The following is a 3,383-nucleotide window of genomic DNA, read 5'->3' on the forward strand; positions in this document are numbered from 1 at the left end:
TTGAAAACGATCAATCTCAGGTTGTTCAAGAATCCATTTCGACCAAGACAACTTGCCGAAAACACGGAGCGAATTCTCAATGAAATCGTAGAATTAACCTCAAAAACTCATCCAACACATAACGCCCGCTTAAGGGGCAGACAACGCTACTACCAACTTACCGCATAACACCGTAACCACACAAACCAACGCATAGTAAAAATGCCGCGCGTTGGCTGTCCCTCTTGAAGCGTTTGTTAGCACAAAGTATACCAATGATTTCTAGCCCCAGCCATGAGGCATGCTTTCATTCTCGTTGTACTCGGATCCACAAACAGCACACTTGAAATAGCTGATATTTGATTTCGAGTTATTTTGATTAAGTAATACGCTAAACACAAAATGAAGAATTTTGTACTTTGGATTATTCTTCTCAGTCTTTTGGGCTTCAACCTCAGAAGCACTTAATCTTCGATGCAATGTTTTTTTATTACATTTACTGCAATACAGCTCTGTACCATTATCAGAATCAGACATAAAAACTTTCCTTGTATGCAAATCTCAATCTTTGTGCTAACGCCCAATTAAGTGGTGAACAACGCACTGGCCAAGCCGCTGCATTGCACCGTAAACACTTTACCTGACGCATAGTAAAACTGCCACGCGTTGAGAATCCACTTGAATTGTTTGTTATGTGAATTTTACCGTGAATTCAAAGTAAACCACCGTAGAAATGAAGAGATTTTAATAAGTTACCTGCAAAAACGATACTTACTAAAACCTAAATTTCACAGCGATCTTAGCCAAAGAGAGCCACTTACAGAATCAACAACAAAGAAAGCGCCCTTTCAGCCACAACAAAACATTTTGCTTCACCAGACTTTCAGAGCTGAATGTCAGCAAGAAAATCAGTCAAAAAGGCATTTCAATTAAAGCGATTTGAAACCGATAAAATTCAACATAAACCAGATCCAAAACGCAATTGAGGCAACCCAAGAACCTTGGAAATGATCAATCTCAGATTGTTCAAGAATCCATTTCGAGCAAGCCAACCTGCCGAAAACACGGAACAAATTCTCAATGAAATCGTAGCTTTGCCCCTAAAAATTCATCAAACACATAACGCCCAATTAAGGGGTGAGCAACGCTACCACCCAACCTAACGCATTGTACCGTAAACACTAAAATTGAAGTAAAAGCAAAATGCCAAGCGTTGGGAATCCCTCTTAAATTGTTTGTTAAATGGCTATTTTCTCTTCACATCATCAAAAGTAATTCTATCTGAATCTAACTTTTCCCCGACATAAATGACGACCTCTCGTGCTCCACTACCTAGGGCAAGCTCTCTTAAAACTCTTTCCTCAACGTTTGTTAAGCCGCCTTCTGTTTTCTCTAGTTGGTGCATTATGATTCGAGGTGCTGGTTTGAAAATTTTCGATTTATGTATTTCTCGAACACCGTGTTGTATCAATTTTTCAGCAACATAAAAATCAGCAACAAAAGAGCGTGGATGAGCAAACGGGTTAATGACCTTAACACCGGTTCCTGACTGTAACTTAGCCTCTGAACCGACACCTTTCATCACACGGATTTTACCTGCAGTTTCCACGGCTAAATATGGCTCGTACTCAAGTTTGGGACCATTTCCTATCGTTCGAATGACTATTTTACTTTCACTCAACTCCACTAATAAGTCATAAGAAATTAGTCCTCTAATAAACATACCCATTACTTTACTACTCTCCTTTGAGTGACATAGTCAACCTAGCCATTTAACGCCAAATTAAGGTGTGAACAACGCTAGCACCCTACCTAAAGGATTGTGCCATAAACACAAAACTAGACTGAAGTGAAAGCGCCAAGCGTTGTGAATCACTCTTAAATTTATTGTTATGTGTATTTTCTACCCTAATTTAGCACCACAGCTTGGGCAAAATTTATTATCACCTTTGATTTCTTCACCGCAACTCGCGCAGTACGACTGAGCCTGTGGAGTATCACGACCTAATATCTTGTTAAATGGGTCTGGCTCCTTATCAGGAGAGACTATGTCTTGCGCTGAAAACCTATTTTGGGCAAATGCATTATAAATATGGTAAATACCAGTAATAATTGAAGATACGATTATAAAATATCCAATCAGACTCCAATATTCTGGGCCGGAATCAGCCGTTGTATTAATCCAAACAACTCCAAATAGAGTACCCCCCACTAGTTCACTTAACCCCCTTCCTAAAGACGGTGCGCGACCCGTTTTTATAGATGCAATATTCCCTTGTTCATCTGCCATTGTAACTTTCTGTACTGAGTCATTTTTTTGCCCTTCTTTTGATGGCTCTTTCATATTCCTACCTATATCCGTTGTAACTTTAGTTCTTTCTGTATACACATAACGCCCAATTAAGGGGTGAACAACGCATTCACCCAAACCTAAAGCATTGTGCCATAAACACTAAATTTGAAGTAGAAGCAAAAATGCCAAGCGTTGTGAATCCCTCTTAAATTGATTGTTATAGCTGGCCTGACGAGTGCTCCGATTTATTGTCCAATTCATAGCGCATTTGATACTCAAATGTTTCTAATGCATCGCTAACTTTTCCAATAAGCGCAGAAAAGACTTCGACGTTAATCTGCTTCAAGTCTTTGTTTGGAATCTCACCACTTCTTGTTTTGCTATACCGAAAGTTCATCGACTCTGGATCGATGGTACATAGCTCATCCATAATTTTGTCAATGAAACTTATTTCTTTTTGATTGCTCCGATTATTCAATTTTCGGTAGTAACCTTTAACTTGAGGCCACAGATCTTTGATTTTATGAGTTGGGGTCACTTTATCATTACTATCGTGAAGTTGAATGTTTAGCTCAATAATATTTTTTAGTTGCAATTCAATGTGATGACGATAAAGAAAAACTATCGGATATACCAAATAGTCTATTTCAGAATGATTTTTGATGATCTTTTTGACTAACGCATCAGCAGCCTTTTTATAACCATATATGTATCCATGAGACATATCTGATTGAAAATTCAAGCAAGCATTTGTATGCCAATTTTCATGTTCAGAAAATAGTGACTCGAAATCCATAGTTTTCTCCATAAGCTATAACGCCCAATTAAGGTGTGAAGCACGCAACCACGACACTCAATTGGAACACCGTAAACACGAAAACCGACCCAAACCAAAATTGCCGAGCGTGCTGAATCACTCTTAAATTGTTTGTTAAATTACAATAGTTTGAAGAAGTAAACTGTGCCTTCTAGCTCACCTGTTGAACTACGTGCGAACTGAGGAATTTGACCTGCCTCGGTATAACCAATTGAACGATATAATGAAGATGCAATGTCACCTAAACGTGTGTCGAGAACCAGCAATGACAAACCAAGTTCACAAGCTACGCTT

At 38.8% G+C, this 3,383-nt stretch carries 4 protein-coding genes and 1 pseudogene; all 5 read right to left on the reverse strand.

Features of this window, described 5'->3' with window-relative positions; genetic code table 11:
* Positions 1–261 precede the first annotated feature (261 nt).
* Positions 262–516, reverse strand: coding sequence for a hypothetical protein (locus AACW06_RS18885; RefSeq protein ID WP_045570475.1), 255 nt, complete (start codon positions 514–516; stop codon positions 262–264).
* A 709-nt stretch (positions 517–1,225) separates the two neighbouring features.
* Positions 1,226–1,708 (reverse strand): rod shape-determining protein, encoded by a 483-nt coding sequence (locus AACW06_RS18890; protein WP_038887810.1) that lies wholly within the window; start codon positions 1,706–1,708, stop codon positions 1,226–1,228.
* 174 nt (positions 1,709–1,882) lie between these two features.
* Positions 1,883–2,323 (reverse strand): zinc ribbon domain-containing protein, encoded by a 441-nt coding sequence (locus tag AACW06_RS18895; RefSeq protein ID WP_192076251.1) that lies wholly within the window; start codon positions 2,321–2,323, stop codon positions 1,883–1,885.
* A 166-nt stretch (positions 2,324–2,489) separates the two neighbouring features.
* Positions 2,490–3,068: a hypothetical protein gene (locus AACW06_RS18900; RefSeq protein ID WP_192076252.1), complete on the reverse strand. Its 579-nt coding sequence runs from the start codon at positions 3,066–3,068 to the stop codon at positions 2,490–2,492.
* 140 nt (positions 3,069–3,208) lie between these two features.
* Positions 3,209–3,383 (reverse strand): annotated as a pseudogene (locus AACW06_RS18905) (GNAT family N-acetyltransferase); the annotation flags it as partial.

It is taken from the genome of Vibrio sp. S12_S33 (assembly GCF_963889785.1).
Taxonomy (GTDB): Bacteria; Pseudomonadota; Gammaproteobacteria; order Enterobacterales; family Vibrionaceae; genus Vibrio; species Vibrio aestuarianus.